Raw genomic sequence first — 16,217 nt, 5'->3', positions numbered from 1 at the left:
TTTTTTTTTGTTGTTGTTTGTGTGTTTTTTTTTTTTTATAACCACCCGCACCGCCTCCGTTTTTCCCGGGGGGGGGGGGGGGCGCGCCCCCCCCCCCCCCCCCCCGCCACTCACGAGCTTCACCGGCCCAACCACTCCGCGAGCCCGACCTTGCCCCGCCACGAACCTTCCGCCGGAACCAGGCTGTCCTTGCCCAGCACCGTCCCGAAGTACTTCGCGTCCGGGTCGGTCACCACCTCGCGCGGGTCCTTCCGCGCGGTCAGCACCCGCCGGATCCACTCGTCCATCGGCAGCACGTCCGGACCGCCGATCTCGACGATCCCGCCGACCGCCGGCTCGCCCGCCGCCCGCGCGACCGCCACCGCGACGTCCTCCGCCGCGATCGGCTGCGCGCCGCCGTCGGAAAGCCGGACCACGCCGTCGACCGTCGAGGTGTCCGCGATCGCGACCGCGAACTCCAGGAACTGCGTCGCCCGCACGATCGTGTAGTTCAGCCCGCTGTCCTCGATCAGCTTCTCCTGCGCGGCCTTCGCCCGCAGGTAACCGGAATCCGGCAGCTCGTCGGCACCCACGACGGACAGCGCGACGAAGTGGCCGACCCCGGCCTCACGCGCGGCCCGCACCAGATTCCCGGTCGAGCGCTGGAAGAACTCCATGACGTCGTCGTCCGCGAACGACGGTGAATTCGACACGTCCACCAGCACCTCAGCGCCCCGCAGCACGCCGGACAGCCCTTCGCCGGTCAGCGTGTTCACGCCGGTGCTCGGCGCGGCCGCCACGACCTCGTGCCCCTCAAGCAGGTGCACGACCTGCGAACCGATCCGCCCGGTCCCGCCGATCACGACGATCTTCATGCTCGTTCCCTCCGTTTCCGCCGCGACGGCCGCCGCGAGCGTCGCCAGTCAGGACCGGACAGCGCGCCGATTTGTGACACCCCTGCCCGCTAAGCTCGCGAATGCCCGCCGGAGGAGGAAGGAACACGCCGCAGATGGAGGAACTCGCCGAGGCCGCCTCGGTGTTCGCGCAGGTCCGGCCGCGGCTGTTCGGCATCGCCTACCGGATGCTCGGCAGCGTCGCCGACGCCGAAGACCTCCTGCAGGACGTCTGGCTGCGCTGGCAGACCTGTGACCGCTCGGCCGTCCGCGACCCGGGCGCGTTCCTCGCCACCACCACGACCCGGCTGGCCATCACCGCGAGCCAGACCGCACGCGTCCGGCACGAAACCTACGTCGGCCCCTGGCTTCCCGAGCCGATCGACACCTCCGCCGACCCGGCGCTCGGCGCCGAGCGGGGCGCAGCGCTCGAGGTCGCCGTGTTGTTCCTGCTGGAGAAGCTGCCGCCGACGGAACGCGCCGCGTACGTGCTGCGCGAGGCGTTCGACTACCCGTACCAGCAGATCGCCGACATCGTGCAGACCACCGAGGTCAGCGCACGCCAACTGGTCAGCCGTGCGCGCAAACACCTCGCCGCGGAACGCCGAACGCCTGTCGAGCCCTCGGAACAGCGGCGGTTGCTCACCGCGTTCGTGGACGCCGCGCGCACCGGCGACCTCGCGACGCTGGAGAAGCTGCTCGCCGAGGACGTCGTCAGCTACTCCGACGGCGGCGGCGCGGTCCGCGCGACGCGGATTCCAGTGGTCGGCGCGGTCACGGTGGCGAAGTACGTCCGTGCGTTCGCCGGCCGCTTCTGGCCTGGCACCGAGGTGGGCTGGAGCGACGTCAACGGCCAGCCCGCGGCGGTGGTGAGCCACAGCGGGGCGGTGATCGCGGTGCTCACCGTGTCCGCGTCGGCCGAGGGCATCGACCGGCTGTTCTGGCTGATGAACCCGGCCAAGCTCGGGGCGTATACCGCCTGAGCACGGGGTACCCGGCGGGCATGAAGCGTCCCGGCCCGGTGCGCTGGCTGCACTACGTGTACGGCGGGGTACTCCCCGACGAGTACCGCGAGTGGGTGCTGCACGACGCGACCGCGAAAACCTGGGTGCTGCGCTTCGCGTTCCGGATCTTCGTCGAGGCGCTGCCCTGGCTGATCGCGGGCTACGTCGTGCTCAGCCTGGTCACGCCGATGCCCGCCGGAATGATCATCGCCGCGCTGCTGATCAGCCTGCTGCTGAGCCTGTTCCTCACCGTCACCAGCGCCGACGAACTCGCCGAGGTCCGGCTCGCCAAGCACGGTTTCCCGCCCGGCGCGGGGAAAGCGGTCCGCAAACGCCGCGGCGGTGCGTCGACCTGGCCGTGACGTGCTTGCCGAAAGCGTAACCGCCGGGTTACGCTTCTGCTCGTGGATCTGGTCGCCAACGCGATCGCCGACCCGGTGCGGCGGGACATTCTGACGCTCCTGCGGCGGCAGCGGCTGCCCGCCGGGGAGATCGCCGCGCGCTTCGACATCAGCCGGCCCGCGGTGTCGCGGCATCTGCGCGTGCTGCGGGAAAGCGGGCTGGTGCGCGACGAACTCGTGGGCAGGCAACGGTTTTACGCGCTCGACGCGCAGGGATTCGCCGAACTCACCGCCTGGCTCACCCAGCTTGTCGCGCCGCCGGCGTGGCAGCAGCGACTCGACGCACTGGAGACCGAGGTCCACCGCACCCGTCGCGAACGCCGCCGGGATACCGCTTCCGGAGAGGAAAACACCGCATGAAACCCGTGCCCACTGCCAGAGCGCACCGCCTCGCCGACAGCATCGACCTGGTCCTGCCGCGCACTTTCCGCGCGCCGATCGACGACGTGTGGGCCGCGATCACCGAGCCCGAACGCACCGCGCGCTGGTTCGGCCCCTGGAAGGGCGACGGGACACCCGGTCGGATGATCCAGGTCCAGATGGTGTTCGAGGAAGAGGAGCCCTGGATGGATCTTCGGATCGACGCCTGCGAGCCGCCGCACCGCTTGGCTGTTTCGTCAACCGACGAATCCGGGGCGTGGCGGATGGAGCTGCGGCTCGAGTCCCGAGGCGCGGCAACGGAACTGCAGCTGGTGCACCACCTGGACTCGGCGGACAAGATCCCGGACGCCGGCCCCGGCTGGGAGTACTACCTCGACATGTTCGCCGCCGCCTTCGACGGCACGCCGAGGCCCGACTTCGCCGATTACCACCCGGCGATGACGCCCTATTTCACCGAATTGGCCGGAAAGTTTTCCTGACCCCGCGTCAATAGTCCACTTCGGACAGTCGGCGGCCGAACGAAATCCCCTTGAGCAGCCAAGACTTCCCCGGATGGCTGACAGCGGCGGCCGAACCCGAATCGCGCGGCCGACTGCCCGATCCCCGCCGCCATATGGAGTACACTGCTGTACCAGTTACTTTCAGTAGTCCCGCGTGACGAGGTGTGGGCCAGTCCGGTGGGAGGTGCACGGTGGAGACGACGCTGGGCAGCACTCTGGTCACCGATGCGCGAGAGGACGAGCGCAGCGACGCCGAACTTCTCGCCGCCGTACGCGCCGGGGATTGCCAGGCAGGCGGCGAATTGTTCCGGCGGCACGTCACGCTGATGCGCCGCGTCGCCGCCGGTTTGATGCGCCAGCAGGCCGAACGCGACGACCTGGTCGCCGAAGCCTTCGCCCGCGTGCTGAGCACGGTCGCGGCAGGCGGCGGCCCGGAATCCAACGCGCCCGCGTATCTCGTGGCCACTATGCGAAACCTGTTCGCCCGGTGGAGTCGCCACGAAAATCGTATCGATCTCTATGCGACCGTTCCGGAACCCGTAACTCTCGACGGCGGCGCTGACGAACTCGCCGTGATGCGCTCGGAAGACCGACTGGTGTGGTCGGCCTACCGAACCCTGCCCGGCCGCTGGCGGACAGTGTTGTGGCGCATGTCCGCCGAGGGCGACACTCCGGCGGAACTCGCCCCGGTGCTCGGCGTTTCGCCGAACGGCGTCGCCGTGCTCGCCCGCCGAGCCCGCGAAGGACTGCGGCAGGCGTACCTGCAAGTCCAGGTGCCGGACGCGAAATTGCCGCAGTGCCAAGAAGTCCGCCGCCGGATGGGCGCATGGCTGCGCGGCACCCTGCCCGCCCGCCGAGCCGGCGTCCTCGCCGGACACTTGGCTGTCTGCGAACCGTGCCACGCGGTCGCCGCCGAACTCGCCGAGGTCAACCGCGAACTGCCGCGAATGACCGGCTGCTGCGATCCGGCAATCCCAGAACCCCGCTAACCGAACGTCATACGCGGCCTGCCCTGGCCCTTGCCCAGACGTCCGTGAGGGGAACCCTGAGGGACTCTGATTCCGTCAGGGTTCCCCTCACGGATCTTTCGCTATCCCGAAGCCTCGCCGGCCAGGTTCCGCGTGATCAGGTTGACCATGAAGTCGAACCGGTCATGCCCGGCGCCGGATGTCAGCTCCGCCGCGTACTGGCGGGTGCGCGGGAACTTCTCCTCCGGTAGCCCGGCGAACCGCTCGACCAGCTCCTCCCGGCTGAGCACCCACTCGCCGCCGTGCTGCTGCCGTTGCCGGACCAGCGAAACCTCCCAGGCGTAAGCGGTCACGTAGAGCGTCAACGAATCCAGCGCCCACGCGGCGGTCTGCGGTTCGACGCCGCCGGCCAGCAGAATCGCCAGGATCCCTTCGCTGATCCGCAGCGTTTCGAGGTGCGTCGGAACCATCGCGAGCGCGGCGCGGGACACCCCGGGGTACTTCAGGTACAGGTCGCGGATCTGCCCGTAGACCTCCAGAACCTGCTGCCGCCACGTCGCCGGGTCCGGTTCGGGCAGTTCGACCTGCGCGCAGAGCCTGCCGATGAGCAGATCGTCGAGATCCTCTTTGTTGACGATGTGCGCGTACAGCGACGACGGCCCGGTGCCGAGCACCGCGGTGACCCGGCGGACGGTCAGCGCGTCATACCCCTCGGTGGCGACGACCTGCAGCGCGGCGTCGGTGATCCGGTCGACCGTGATGGGTTCTTTCCGCGGTTTCGGCGCGGTTTCGGCGCCGGTGGACGCGTGCCGGGCGGCGCGACGCTCTCGGGGATCAGCGGGCATGTCCGCCACTATAGCTTGACACGAACTTAGTTCGTCATCTAGAACTTAGTTCGTGACTACTGAACTTAGTTCGTCCCCGCGCGCCGAGCCGCTTCCGCTGGCCCAGGCGTGGCTGGTGCTGGTCGTGGTGGTGATCGCCGACCTGATGGACCTCATCGACACCAGCGTCGCCGCCCTCGCCGGCCCCTCGATCCGCTCCGACCTCGGCGGCGGGCCGGTGACCCTGCAGTGGGTCCTGTCGGCCTACACCGCCGCGTTCGCGCTCGGCCTCGTGACGTCCGGCCGCCTCGGCGACCTGCTCGGCCGCCGCAGGCTGTTCCTGCTCGGCATGACCGGCTTCACCCTCGCGTCGCTGGCCTGCGGCCTCGCGCCCAGCCCCGGGTTCCTGATCGGGGCCCGCGTGTTCCAGGGCCTGTTCGGCGCGGCGATGATCCCGCAGGGCATCGCGCTGGTGAAGGTCGTCTTCCCGCCCGATCAGCTGCGCAAAGCCCTGATGCCGTTCGGCCCGATCATGGGCCTGGCTACCGTCGCCGGCCCGATCCTCGCCGGCTGGCTGCTGCACCTGAACCTCTTCGGCAGCGAATGGCGCTCGATCTTCCTGATCAACGTCCCGTTCGGCATCCTCGCCGGACTGCTCGCCCTGCGCGTGCTGCCGCGGCACAGCGGCGAGGACCGCGGCGCCCGCCTCGACCTGCGCGGCGTCAGCCTGCTCACCGCCGCGTCAGCGCTGCTCATCGTGCCGCTCATCCAAGGCCGCGAGCTCGGCTGGCCCGTGTGGACGTATGTGCTGATGGCCGCCGGTGTCGTCGCCTTCGTCCTATTCGCCAGGTCCGAACGCCGCAGCAGCCATCCGGTCATCGCGCCGTCGCTGTTTTCCAAGCGCGGCTTCGTGTTCGGCCTGCTGATCACCGGCGGGTTTTACGCCTCGCTCAGCGGATTCGTGCTGGTCGTGAACCTGCTGCTGCAGTCCGGCCTCGGCTGGACGCCGCTGCAGTCCGGATTCGCCCTGCTCCCCTGGGCCGCCGGCACGGCGATCGCGACCCTGTTGTCCGGTGCCGTGCTCGCCGCGAAACTCGGCCGCGCGTCGCTCCACTTAGGACTCGCCATCGCCGTCGTCGGCCTGCTCGTCCTGTGGTGGTCGATCGCGCACTGGGGCGCCGCCGTCACCATCTGGCAGCTCGCCCCCGCGCTGTTCGTCACCGGTGCCGGTTCCGGATTGCTGTTCATTCCGCTCTTCGATTTCATCCTCGGCGACGCGACGCCCGAAGAAGTCGGCAGTGGTTCCGGAATGCTCAACGCCGCCCAGCAATTCGCCGGAGCCATCGGTGTCGCCGCGCTCGGCACGGTGTTTTTCGCCCGCGTCGGACCGTCCGCCGCGCCGTCCTGGATCCCTGCCGCGGAACTGGTTTTCGGCATCTGCGCCGGCCTGTATCTCGTGGCGCTGGCCCTCGTCGGATTCCTTCCGAAGCATTCCGCCCAATAACCCGTGAAATGAGTATCGCAGTGCCTAAAACCGCCCTGATCACCGGAACCAGCCGGGCCGCCGGAATCGGATTCGCCATCGCCCGGCTGCTGTCCGAACAGGACTATCACGTCATCCTCACCGCTCGCGACCTGTCCCGAGCCGAATCCCTCGCCGCGCGCCTCCCGAACGCCGCCGCGGTGCGGCTCGACCTCGCCGATCTCGCCACCATGACCGCCGCCGCCGACTACGTCGCCGACTCCTTCGGCCACCTCGACGTGCTGGTCAACAACGCCAGCGACGTCGTCGATTTCGCCACGCTGTCCGCGCTCGACGCCGACCTGGCCGCCGTCCAGTCCGCATTGGACATTGACGTCCTCGGCCCGTGGCAGCTGACGCAGTTGCTGCTGCCGCTGCTGAAAGCCGCACCGGCGGCGCGGATCGTCAATGTTTCCAGCGTTTCCGCGCTGCAGATTTCCACCGGACTCGACCTCGGCGCGAGCCTGCGCGCCCCGGCGCATTCGTTCGCCAAGCACGCGCTGAACACCCTGACCGGCGTGCTCGCCTCGGCGCTGCGCGACACCCCGATCCTCGTCAACGCCGTCGATCCAGGAGAAACGGCCACCCATCCCGAACGCGGCGACGAGGACACTGCCCGCCCCGCACTCGAAAGCGCCCGCGGCGTGGTGTGGGCCGCGACGCTCCCGCCCGACGGCCCGACCGGCGGCCTCTTCCTCGACGGCCAACCGCTGTTGTCCTTGCTGCCCGACGCAGAGAAGATCGCCGAACAACCCTTGGTGCACCGGTGATTCTGCCCTCGCTGCACGACGCAAAGGACACCGGCCGCCCAGCACGCGACGTCGTGCGGACCGCTCTCGCCCGGCGGCCAGCCATCGCTGTCCTTTCCGCCCGGCACAAAAAACACCGCGGGCCCAGACCGTAACCGGTCCAGGCCCGCGGCGGGAAAGCCCTTGCTACGCCAGGATCAGTGACCCAGGTGCAGGCTGTCCAGGTGCACGTTGCTCGCGTGCGACTCGAGGCCGCCCGCGACGTCGTGCAGGTGGTTCTGGACCTCGTTGAGCGGCGCGGCGTGCGCGGCGTCCGGCAGCTCGCCGGTCGTCGCGTGCTGGGTGCCGGTCTCGACGGCGTCCTGGACGGTGCTCGTGACGTGCTGCGCGGCCGCGTTGACGGCCGGCGCGTGCGCGGTCGCACCCTCGATGGCGTGGGTCAGCGAACCCGCGTTCGGGGCGGCCGGGAGCGACGGCAGCTCCGGAGCGTGCGGCAGCTCGCCGACGCCCGGGACCGACGGGGCCTGCGGCAGCGCACCGACACCCGGGACCTGCGGCAGCGCACCGACGCCCGGCACCTGCGGCAGCTCGCCCGCGCCCGGCACCGCCGGAACGCCCGGAACCGCCGGGAGGCCCGGAACGGCGCCCGCGGCGTGGTCCAGCGTGCCGGACAGGTCGCCGGCCGAGGTCAGGTCGCCGGTGGCGTTGGTCAGGTCGGCGCGGAGGTCGCCGTGCTCGCCCACCGGGGTCGAGCCGATCGCCTCGTTGACGGTGCCCAGCAGGTGCGAGCCGCCCTGGCGGACGTCCTCGACGACGCCGCTGACCGGGCCGCCGACGCCGGGGATCTTCGCGGTCTCGGAGACCACGGCCTTCCACGTCAGCGCGTCGCCGAGGTGGTTGGTGGTGGCGTCGACCGCGGAGCCGACGAGCTTGCCGTCGAAGACGTGCTCGCCCACCGCGTTGACGGTGTTCTGGGTGTCGATCGCGGCGGCGTCGAGGATCGGGCCGACGACCGGGATCGGGTGCGTCGCGCCGGCGACGTGGTCCAGCACGCCGGAGACCGCGCCCAGGGTGCCGTGGGTGACGGTGTTCAGGCCGGTCGCGTCGGCGACGTTGCTGACGCCCTCGAAGACCGGGCTGAGGTTCGGCAGCGCGCCGGCCAGGCCGCCGAGGCCGTCGCCGACCTGGTGCGCGACCGGCTCGGCGGCGGCGTCGGCCTTGTCGAAGGCGCCGGCCAGGTCAGCCGACGGAACGCTCGGCGCGGCGGGCACGCCCGGCACGGCCGGGATGCTCGGGGCAGCCGGGACGCCCGGCACCGCGGGAACGGCCGGCACCGCGGGAACGGCCGGCACCGCGGGAACGGCCGGGACGGCGGGAGCGGCGGGCAGCGGGGCGCTGTCCATGACCAGCGGCATGATGTCCTGCACGTCCGACGGGTTCAGCTCGCTGAGACCGGCGCCGTTCAGCACGCCTTGCGGGTCAGCTTTGTAGTCCGCCATCGACTGCGGGTCGTTCAGCAGGTTCAGCGCGAATTCGTGCAGCGTCTGCACCGGGCCCATAGTTCGTATTCTCCTGTGGTGACAACGGATCGGGGTGGGGTGTCCGAGAAACGGACGAGCCGGCCCCAGAGCCGGCTCCTTTTCCGAACATAGGACTCCGCCGATTGCCCGCCATCGGGGGGTCACCCGGGTTAGCCGGGGCACCCACTAGGGACTTTATCGATCCCCCGATTAGGGGCATTAGGGGATTCGGCGCGTCTGCACTGGTCACAGGCCTGCCCGCGGAGCACCCCGCCGAGCGCCGCCCACCCCACCGATCGGGGGACGGACGCGGGTCGCCCGGAGAGGTTCGCCAGGACCACCCATTGGTGTGACACCTACAAGGCTTTTCGGGCAGGGCCGGGCTCGACGGGGCGGCCGAAACGGTGGGGAGATCGGGTTCGCTCGTGTTCTCGCCGTTTTTCGGCATCGCGCGGAAGAGGGGCGCGGAATGCGCGTTGAATGGGGTTTTGCGGGGTTGATCTCGCTTCGATCGGTGGAGTTCTTCGCGGAATCCGCCGCTGGGCGTGGGGCAAAGCTCTCTCTCCGGCGGTGCAACCGGACGGCAGGCCTAAGCGGCCGGAGCATCAGTCAGGAGCGCCCCGCGCGGATTCCGGCGGAGGCTCGCCCGAACCGAAACAACCACCGCTGCGACGACACCGCCCCCGCCCCCGCCCCACAGCAGCTCCCGCCAAGCAGTCGCGACCTGCGCGGATCCGGTGCCGCCAGCGGATGGCTTGCTCCTAACGCGGCACCGCCATCAAGCCGAAGCAACCGGCGGCGCTGCGACACCATCCCCACCCTCGCGGCGGCTCCCGGCCCCCTCAGGCAGTCGCGACCCGCACCGAACCCAGCAGCCCAACCGGCCAACGTCGTCCCGAAGCTGCTGCGGCACAAACCCGTCCCGCAGCGGCTCCCCGCCCCCTCAAGCAGTCGCGACCGGAACTGAACCCAGCGGCCCAACCGGCCAACCTCCCCCAAAGCTGCTGCGGAACAAACCCGCCCCGCAGCAGCCCCCGGCTCACCTCAAGCAGTCGCGACCCGCACCGAGTCCGGCATCTCCAGTTCCTTCAGCAGCTCCTCCTGCCGCCTCCGGTAGGCCGCCACGTTGGCCAGCTTGATCTCCTCGTACCCGCGCACCGAGTCCGGCAGCGCGGCGAGCTCGACCAGCCGGGCGTCGCCGCGGTCGGCGACCTCGATGGCGCGCGTCAGCGCCTGCCGGTACTCCCCGATCAGCGCCCGCTCGACCCGGCGGACCTCCGCGCGGCCGAACGGGTCCAGCTTCGTCCCGCGAAGCTTGCGCATCGCCTTCAGCGCCGCGAACGCGGGCCGGACGCTGCGGCCGCCTAGGCTGATCTTGCGGTTCATGCCCAGCGCGCGCAGCACCGGCGGGTGCAGCCGGTGCGCGAATCGCGTGCCGACGCCGAACTGGGCTTCGATTTCCGCGGTCAGCTGCGGGTCCAGCGACAGCCGCGCCACCTCGTACTCGTCCTTGTAGGCCATGAGCTTGTAGAGGTTGCGCGCGACCGCCTCGGTCACCGAAGCGCTGGCGCGCGTGCGGATCCGCTCGACGAACTCCGCGTACTGCCGCGCGTACCGCTCGTCCTGGTAGGCGATGAGGTCCGGAATACGCAGATCGAGCACCCGGGCGAGTTCGCCGTCGGCCCGCACCAGCGCGCGCACCCGGCGGACCGCTTCCGCGTCCACAGCGGCCGGGGCCTCCGACGACGACGGCGAGAGCTCCGCGTCGAGCGCGTCCGGGTCGGCGACCAGCTGCCGACCGCGCCGGAACGCCTGCAGGTTCGTCTCCACCGCGGTCCCGTTGATCTTGATGGCCTGTTCCAGGCTTTCCGCGGTCACCGCCAGCGAGCCGGTCTGGTAGGCCGCGCCGAGCTGCAGGATGTTGGCGAACTGGTCGTCGCCGAAGATCTGCTCCGCGAGACCGCGCGCGTCGAGGTAGTGCCCGGCGGCGGTCGCGTCGCCGAGCGCGCCGCGGATGCTCGACTGGTCCGGGTACGAAACTTCCTTGTCCACCACCATTCGACCGGTCGGAACCTCCGAAGTGGACACGACGGCGACCGTCCGCCCGGCGTCGGCCACGCCGAGGTACGCCGGGTCGGCGGCGACCAGTGCGTCGCACGCGAGGTAGAGGTCGCACTCGCCGTTGGCGAGTTTCGGAGCCTGCTCAACCTCACCGGTGGAGATCTTCACGTCCGAGACGACCGCGCCGCCCTTCTGCGCGAGGCCGGTCTGGTCGAGGGTGCGCACCTGCTTGCCGTCGAGAACCCCAGCGACACCAAGGATTTGCGCCACGGTGACCACGCCGGTGCCGCCGATGCCGGTGATCCGCACAGCGACGTCGGACAGGGTCTTCTCCGGCTCCGGCAGGACGTCCGCGCTGATCGGGGCCAGATGCCGACGCTTGACCTCGCCGGTCGGGACGACGGTCAGGAACGACGGGCAGTCGCCGTCGAGGCACGAGTAGTCGACGTTGCACGAAGCCTGGTGGATCTGGGTTTTACGGCCGAACTCGGTCTCAACCGGTTGCACCGAAAGACAATTCGACTTCACGCCACAGTCGCCGCAGCCTTCGCAGACACGCTCGTTCACGAACACCTTGCGCGCAGGCGTTTCCTGCTTCCCGCGACGCCGCTTGCGCCGCTTCTCCGCCGCGCATTCCTGCTCGTGAATCAGCACCGTGACACCGCGATGCGCCGCCAGTTCTTCTTGCGTACGAAGAAGTTCCGACCGATCACGCACCTCGACCCCGCGCGGCAGCTTGCGCTTCCGCAGCCGACGCGGCGCGTCCGAGGTGATGACGACCTTCGCCGCACCCTCGGTCAGCAGCAGCGCAGCGACCTTCTCCACGGACAGCCCGCCGACAGCGTCCTGGCCGCCGGTCATCGCGACCGCGGAGTTGTAGAGCAGCTTGTACGTGATGTCGACGCCCGCCGCGACCGCCGCGCGCACCGCGAGGCTGCCGGAGTGCATGAACGTACCGTCGCCGATGTTCTGCATCAGGTGCGGCGTCTCGACGAACGGGGCCATGCCGATCCATTGCGCGCCCTCGCCGCCCATCTGGGTCAGCCCGACAACCTCGCCGACCTGCTCCGGCTCCATGAACAAAGCCATGGTGTGGCAACCGATTCCGGCGCCGACGAGCGTGCCGTCCGGGACCTTGGTGGACGAGTTGTGCGGGCAGCCGGAGCAGAAGTACGGCGTGCGAGCCAGCAGCGGCACCGAAATCCGCTCCCGGCGACGCCGCTGCTTCCACGCCGCGACAGGTTCCGCGTCCGGCAGCCGTTTGGCCAGACCGCTGGCGATGCGGTCCGGGTCCAGTTCGCCGAGTTCGGTGAACAGCACCTGGCCGCGCTCATCGGACTTGCCGTACACCCGCGGCGCGCCGGTGCGGCCGTAGAGGATCTCCTTGATCGCCGGTTCGACCAGCGCGCGCTTCTCCTCGATCACCAGGATTTCGTCGAGGCCCTCGGCGAATTCCTTGATGATGCCCGGTTCGACCGGGTACACGACGCCGAGCTTCAGCAGCCGGATGCCGTAGCGGGACAGTTCGGACTCGTCGAGACCCAGCATCCGCAGCGCCTGCCGAAGGTCCAAATAGGACTTCCCGGCGGTGACGATGCCGACCCGGTCGTTCGGTCCGGACCGGACGATCCGGTTGATTCCGCTGGCGCGCACGTATTCCATCGCGAGCGGCAGCCGGACGCGGTGCAGGCTGTGCTCGAGCGTGATCAGCTCCGGCCCGAGAAGACGGCTGTTCGGCTGGTGCTTGTACGCGCCCTCGGGCATTTCCGGCGCGGTCCATTCCGAATCGACCAGCGCGGTGCCGCCGGAGTCGGCGACGTTCGCGACGATCTTCATCGACGACCACAGCCCGCTCGCGCGGGAAAGTTCGACCGCGTGCCTGCCGTGCTCCAGCACGTCCTGCGCGTCGGCCGGGAAGAACACCGGCATCGCGAGGTCGGCGAGCGCGTGCTCGGACGCACACGGGATGGTCGAGGATTTCGCGTTGGGGTCGTCGCCGACCAGCGCGACCGCGCCGCCGCGCGGGTCGGTGCCGGCGAGGTTCGCGTGCCGCAGCGCGTCGGTGGCCCGGTCGAGGCCCGGGGCCTTGCCGTACCACATGCCGACGACGCCGTCGGGGCGCATCGTGCCTGCTCGGGCGGCCAGCTGGCTGCCCATGACCGCGGTCGCGCCGAGTTCCTCGTTGACGCCCGGCTTGTGCACGATGTTGTGCTCGGCCAGCAAACCGGATCGCCGCGCCAGCTCCAGGTCGAACCCGCCGAGTGGCGAGCCCTGGTACCCGGACACGAAGGCCGCCGAGTCCGCGCCGTTTTCGCGGTCCAGCCGGATCCGGTCGAGCAGGACGCGCACCAGCGCCTGCACCCCGGTCAAGTAGACAGTGCCCGCTTCGCGCACGTACCGGTCTTCCAACGTGAAGGCGTTCATCCGCACTTCCCTTCCGCACGCCATCAGCCCACGGGCACCCGCCGTTGGGACGTGAGCCACCTCACCCCACCCCTGAGCCCGGGCGCAACGTGCCCGGCCACTGTAGTGGCAAGGACGCAAAGGATGACGCGCGAGAGGGCGGATCGGGCAGATCTGTTGCGTACGATGCCGCTCATGGCCGAAGAACTGCTGGACGCGACCGACCACGAAATCATCGCGTTGCTCCGCGAGGACGCCCGGCGCACGTTCTCGGACATCGCCGGGCGGGTCTCGCTCTCCACCGCGGCGGTGAAGCGGCGCGTCGACCGGCTCCGGGAGAAGGGCGTGATCACCGGCTTCACCGTGCAGGTCGACCACGCGAAACTCGGCTGGGGCATCGAGGCGTTCGCGCAGCTGAGGTTCTTCGGCAGCACGAACGTGTCCGAGATCGTGGAGACCACCACGCGGATCCCGGAGGCGCAGGCGGTGTTCACCATCGCCGGCGACCCGGACGCGGTGGTGTGGCTGCGCAGCCGCGACATGGCGCACCTGCAGAGCACGATCGACGAACTGCGGCGCAGCCACCGGATCACCAGCACGCGGACCCTGATCGTGCTCGACTCGTGGGTGCGCGGCGAGGACCGGCCGGAGTGACCTTCGGGCAGCATCGGGGCGATCCGGTTGCCGTCCGGTTTCGCGCGTCGGCATGGTCGAGGTGACGCGTCGAAGGGATGCCATGCCGAGCCACACCGCGACTTTTTCTCCCGCAGGCTGGACCGAGGCCGGATCCGGGGTCTGGACGAAAGACCTGCTGCAGTCCCGTGGCGACTCGTTCACGCTGGTCCGGCTGGGCGCCGGGGCGGCGCTGCCCGATCCCGGCGACCGGGTGTTGGTGCTGGAAGGCACTCTCGCGCACCATCGCGCCGGTGCTTACCTCGCCGCTGACGGCGCACTGTCCAGCCCGGACGGCTGTCTCGCGCTGAGCATCAGCGGCGAGCGGCTCGGGGAACCGGCCGAGGACGTGTTCGGGCCTTCCGGCTGGCAGAAATCGAGTCCCGGGCTGTGGTTCCGGCTGCTGCTCGACGTGGCGTTTGACGAGACTTTCGACGAACGCGTCGTCGGACTGTCCTATTTCGAGCCGGGGTCGTTCTCGGCACGGCACCCGCATCCGACCGCGCACCGGTTTCTGTTCCTGGACGGCGAGGCCGACGACGAACTGGTCTTCCCGGACGGCAGCCGCGTGACGGCCCGCCGCGCTCGTGGCGACTTCGTCGACTATCCCGCTCAGGTCGAGCACCAGACGTTCAGCCGCGGCGGCTGCCTGATCCTGTTCCTGCACGAACCCGCTGAGCGTTCTTAGCGCTTGCCGATCGGCCCGGTCGGGAGCAGCGTGCGGCCCGCGGTGGCGTTGGTGACGACGGCGAACGAGCCGTACCAGGCGACGACCGCGGTGGCCAGTCCGAGCCAGCCGCCGATTTTGCCCGCGCTTTCCGCGCCGCCCAGTTCGCCGATGGTGAGGAAGAGGAAGGTCAGGAACAGGAGGACGAACACTCCGATGAGGACGGCGTTGGTGCGCAATGACGCGATCATCATGTAGCCGGTGAAGATGGTGAACACCAACAGGAACATCCCGGTCGCGGTCGCCGCGTCGGCGGGCGGGATCTTCGGCGCGAACTGCCAGACGTAGAAGGCGAAAGCCAGCCAGAACGCGCCGTAGGTGCCGAACGCGGTGGCGCCGAAGGTGTTGTTCTTGCGGAATTCCCACATTCCGGCCAGGAGTTGGGCCAGGCCGCCGTAGAACAGGGCCAGTGGCAGGACTACGGGCTCGACGGCTTTGGGGATCAGGCCCGCGTTGACCGCGCTCAGGACGAAGGTGGTGGCGGCGAAGCCCGCCAGGCCAAGAGGGCCGGGATCGGCGATGGCCGCGGTCGCGGGCGAGGCCGGGCGAGCGGCTGTTTCACTCATCGGATCCTCGATTCTGCTTTCGCTTCTGCTGCGGCAGGATCTTCACATCTGACACCTGTCGCAACAGACTTGTCCACTGTCCATCCGGTCCCTCTTTCGAGTGGTCCGACGCGGAATCGGGAACGCGGTTTATTTCGGACTTAGCGGGTTGCATCGCGCATTCTTCGGGTATTCGACAGTCCATTGTGGATTGGGTTTAGCGGTGCCGAGCGGGCCGCAGGTGCTGCGAGGCGTCGGCGGGCGAGTACTGTCACCCGGTGACAGAAGCGTCCGCGGGAGGGGGAGGCATGCCTGCTGATCCGGTCGGCGAGGCTCGGCCTCGGCGTGGTCGGCCTCGGGGGACCAGTGCGCGGCAGCTGGAGGAGATCGCGCTGCGGCTGTTCACTGAGCAGGGGTTTCACGAGACGACGGTGGATCAGATCGCGGCTGTGGCTGGGGTTAGCCGGCGGACGTTCTTTCGGTACTACGACGCCAAGTCCGACGTGTTGTGGAACGAGTTCGACTCCGAGGTGGAGACGATCCGGGAGTTGCTCGCTGGTTCTCCGGAGGATCTTCCCGTGCTGGAGGCGGTTCGGCGGGCGGTGTTGGCGGCCAATCATTATCGGGCGGAGGATGTGCCTGAGTTGCGGATGCGGATGAATCTGCTCAGCACTGTGGCGGAGTTGGCGGCTAGTGCTACTCGGCATTATGACGCTTGGGAGCGGGCTGTTATCAGTTTTGTGGCTCGGCGGACTGGGCAGGCTGAGGATTCGCTGTATCCGCTTGCGGTGGGACGGGCGGTGCTGGCTACTTGCCGGGCTGCTTATGAGCGGTGGTCGGCTCGGGCTGATGCTGATTTGACGGTGTATTTGGATGCCGGGTTGCGGGCGTTGGCGGCTGGGTTTGCCGATGAGGTGATTGTTGGGGAGCCGGAGGGGGTTGTTTGACTCGGCTCGTCGCCTGGCGGCGACCTTGCCGTGGTGGTTGCGTGGGGCACCCCGAAGCTTGATTGTGATGACGGTCTAAGGGTGGTTGTCAAGGCTGGAAAGATGCCTTGACAACCACCCA

The 16,217-nt window shown here is 69.4% G+C and carries 15 protein-coding genes; 10 read left to right on the top strand and 5 right to left on the bottom strand.

Annotation, left to right across the window (positions count from 1 at the left end):
- Positions 1-119: 119 nt before the first annotated feature.
- Entirely contained in the window at positions 120-854 is a 735-nt protein-coding gene (locus ACFXI3_RS44955; RefSeq protein ID WP_378408198.1) for an SDR family oxidoreductase, read from the bottom strand.
- A gap of 134 nt (positions 855-988) precedes the next feature.
- Between ACFXI3_RS44955 and ACFXI3_RS44950 the strand changes: the two genes are divergently transcribed.
- The 5 genes from ACFXI3_RS44950 (at position 989) to ACFXI3_RS44930 (ending at position 4,147) form a co-directional block, all read left to right on the top strand.
- Entirely contained in the window at positions 989-1,855 is an 867-nt protein-coding gene (locus ACFXI3_RS44950; protein WP_378408196.1) for an RNA polymerase sigma-70 factor, read from the top strand.
- Between the two features lie 20 nt (positions 1,856-1,875).
- Positions 1,876-2,238, top strand: coding sequence for a DUF5313 family protein (locus tag ACFXI3_RS44945; RefSeq protein ID WP_344286129.1), 363 nt, complete (start codon positions 1,876-1,878; stop codon positions 2,236-2,238).
- A 42-nt stretch (positions 2,239-2,280) separates the two neighbouring features.
- On the top strand, positions 2,281-2,637 hold the full coding sequence (locus tag ACFXI3_RS44940) for a metalloregulator ArsR/SmtB family transcription factor (RefSeq protein ID WP_378408194.1): 357 nt from the start codon (positions 2,281-2,283) through the stop codon (positions 2,635-2,637).
- Entirely contained in the window at positions 2,634-3,137 is a 504-nt protein-coding gene (locus ACFXI3_RS44935; RefSeq protein ID WP_378408192.1) for an SRPBCC family protein, read from the top strand. Before ACFXI3_RS44940 ends, ACFXI3_RS44935 begins: the two co-directional genes overlap by 4 nt.
- Before the next feature lie 212 nt (positions 3,138-3,349).
- Positions 3,350-4,147 carry a sigma-70 family RNA polymerase sigma factor gene (locus ACFXI3_RS44930; protein WP_378408190.1) on the top strand — a complete coding sequence of 266 codons (798 nt, stop codon included), beginning with the start codon at positions 3,350-3,352 and terminating at the stop codon, positions 4,145-4,147.
- A 101-nt stretch (positions 4,148-4,248) separates the two neighbouring features.
- On the opposite strand, the gene ACFXI3_RS44925 is transcribed toward ACFXI3_RS44930, so the two are convergent.
- Positions 4,249-4,971 (bottom strand): TetR/AcrR family transcriptional regulator, encoded by a 723-nt coding sequence (locus tag ACFXI3_RS44925; protein ID WP_378408188.1) that lies wholly within the window; start codon positions 4,969-4,971, stop codon positions 4,249-4,251.
- 52 nt (positions 4,972-5,023) lie between these two features.
- On the opposite strand from ACFXI3_RS44925, the gene ACFXI3_RS44920 reads away from it, so the two are divergent.
- Together ACFXI3_RS44920 and ACFXI3_RS44915 are read left to right on the top strand one after the other, a co-directional pair.
- On the top strand, positions 5,024-6,454 hold the full coding sequence (locus ACFXI3_RS44920) for an MFS transporter (RefSeq protein WP_378408186.1): 1,431 nt from the start codon (positions 5,024-5,026) through the stop codon (positions 6,452-6,454).
- Between the two features lie 20 nt (positions 6,455-6,474).
- Positions 6,475-7,242, top strand: coding sequence for an SDR family NAD(P)-dependent oxidoreductase (locus ACFXI3_RS44915; RefSeq protein ID WP_378408184.1), 768 nt, complete (start codon positions 6,475-6,477; stop codon positions 7,240-7,242).
- 176 nt (positions 7,243-7,418) lie between these two features.
- Here ACFXI3_RS44915 and ACFXI3_RS44910 read toward each other — a convergent pair whose 3' ends face one another.
- Both ACFXI3_RS44910 and ACFXI3_RS44905 read right to left on the bottom strand, forming a co-directional pair.
- Complete coding sequence (locus ACFXI3_RS44910; RefSeq protein WP_378408182.1) at positions 7,419-8,780, bottom strand: IniB N-terminal domain-containing protein; 1,362 nt, start codon at positions 8,778-8,780, stop codon at positions 7,419-7,421.
- Between the two features lie 1,005 nt (positions 8,781-9,785).
- Positions 9,786-13,226 carry an indolepyruvate ferredoxin oxidoreductase family protein gene (locus tag ACFXI3_RS44905; protein ID WP_378408180.1) on the bottom strand — a complete coding sequence of 1,147 codons (3,441 nt, stop codon included), beginning with the start codon at positions 13,224-13,226 and terminating at the stop codon, positions 9,786-9,788.
- 174 nt (positions 13,227-13,400) lie between these two features.
- On the opposite strand from ACFXI3_RS44905, the gene ACFXI3_RS44900 reads away from it, so the two are divergent.
- Together ACFXI3_RS44900 and ACFXI3_RS44895 are read left to right on the top strand one after the other, a co-directional pair.
- A complete protein-coding gene (locus ACFXI3_RS44900) occupies positions 13,401-13,859 on the top strand; it encodes an Lrp/AsnC family transcriptional regulator (RefSeq protein ID WP_344286120.1) in 459 nt (152 codons plus the stop codon).
- Between the two features lie 82 nt (positions 13,860-13,941).
- Positions 13,942-14,565 (top strand): cupin domain-containing protein, encoded by a 624-nt coding sequence (locus ACFXI3_RS44895; RefSeq protein WP_378408178.1) that lies wholly within the window; start codon positions 13,942-13,944, stop codon positions 14,563-14,565.
- Here ACFXI3_RS44895 and ACFXI3_RS44890 read toward each other — a convergent pair.
- Entirely contained in the window at positions 14,562-15,170 is a 609-nt protein-coding gene (locus ACFXI3_RS44890) for an acetate uptake transporter (protein ID WP_378408176.1), read from the bottom strand. The two genes, ACFXI3_RS44895 and ACFXI3_RS44890, sit on opposite strands and share 4 nt — an antisense overlap.
- A gap of 287 nt (positions 15,171-15,457) precedes the next feature.
- Between ACFXI3_RS44890 and mftR the strand changes: the two genes are divergently transcribed.
- Positions 15,458-16,096, top strand: coding sequence for a mycofactocin system transcriptional regulator (gene mftR, locus ACFXI3_RS44885; protein WP_378408174.1), 639 nt, complete (start codon positions 15,458-15,460; stop codon positions 16,094-16,096).
- Positions 16,097-16,217 lie beyond the last annotated feature (121 nt).

Source organism: Amycolatopsis sp. NPDC059235, assembly GCF_042754125.1.
In the GTDB taxonomy this organism is placed as follows: Bacteria; Actinomycetota; Actinomycetes; order Mycobacteriales; family Pseudonocardiaceae; genus Amycolatopsis; species Amycolatopsis albidoflava.
The sequence above is the reverse complement of the archived record's forward strand: the minus strand, read 5'-3'. Positions and strand labels throughout refer to the sequence as shown.

Coding starts and splice junctions, on each gene's coding strand:
- ACFXI3_RS44955 (WP_378408198.1), bottom strand. CDS start 854: ATGAAGATCGTCGTGATCGGCGGGACCGGGCGGATCGGTTCGCAGGTC.
- ACFXI3_RS44945 (WP_344286129.1), top strand. CDS start 1,876: ATGAAGCGTCCCGGCCCGGTGCGCTGGCTGCACTACGTGTACGGCGGG.
- ACFXI3_RS44935 (WP_378408192.1), top strand. CDS start 2,634: ATGAAACCCGTGCCCACTGCCAGAGCGCACCGCCTCGCCGACAGCATC.
- ACFXI3_RS44900 (WP_344286120.1), top strand. CDS start 13,401: ATGGCCGAAGAACTGCTGGACGCGACCGACCACGAAATCATCGCGTTG.
- mftR (WP_378408174.1), top strand. CDS start 15,458: ATGCCTGCTGATCCGGTCGGCGAGGCTCGGCCTCGGCGTGGTCGGCCT.
- ACFXI3_RS44890 (WP_378408176.1), bottom strand. CDS start 15,170: ATGAGTGAAACAGCCGCTCGCCCGGCCTCGCCCGCGACCGCGGCCATC.
- ACFXI3_RS44895 (WP_378408178.1), top strand. CDS start 13,942: ATGCCGAGCCACACCGCGACTTTTTCTCCCGCAGGCTGGACCGAGGCC.
- ACFXI3_RS44950 (WP_378408196.1), top strand. CDS start 989: ATGGAGGAACTCGCCGAGGCCGCCTCGGTGTTCGCGCAGGTCCGGCCG.
- ACFXI3_RS44905 (WP_378408180.1), bottom strand. CDS start 13,226: ATGAACGCCTTCACGTTGGAAGACCGGTACGTGCGCGAAGCGGGCACT.
- ACFXI3_RS44925 (WP_378408188.1), bottom strand. CDS start 4,971: ATGCCCGCTGATCCCCGAGAGCGTCGCGCCGCCCGGCACGCGTCCACC.
- ACFXI3_RS44910 (WP_378408182.1), bottom strand. CDS start 8,780: ATGGGCCCGGTGCAGACGCTGCACGAATTCGCGCTGAACCTGCTGAAC.